This window comes from Peribacillus sp. SIMBA_075, assembly GCF_046534585.1.
Window position 1 is genome coordinate 1 of sequence record NZ_JAWRYN010000482.1, and the last position, 277, is coordinate 277.

General features: G+C 52.7%; 1 pseudogene. It reads right to left on the minus strand.

Annotation, left to right across the window (positions count from 1 at the left end):
• Positions 1 to 277 (minus strand): annotated as a pseudogene (gene ileS / locus SB775_RS29090) (isoleucine--tRNA ligase); the annotation flags it as partial.

Sequence of the window (277 nt, forward strand, 5' to 3'; positions counted from 1 at the left end):
ATAGAACTCGCCGGCAAATCCTGGCGCTTCCTCTGTCATGACGCCGCGCTCATCCACTGGGCATAAAACGTCCAAGCCATATCTTTTGCCGATCAAGAAGTCATCTTCCCCGTGTCCAGGAGCGGTATGGACGCAGCCTGTACCAGAATCGGTTGTAACATGGTCGCCAAGCATGACGAGTGAAGTACGTTCATACAATGGGTGTTTCGCCTGGATATGCTCCAGTTCCTGGCCTTTGACGGTACGGACGACTTCGTAATCTGTCCATTCCAGCTCT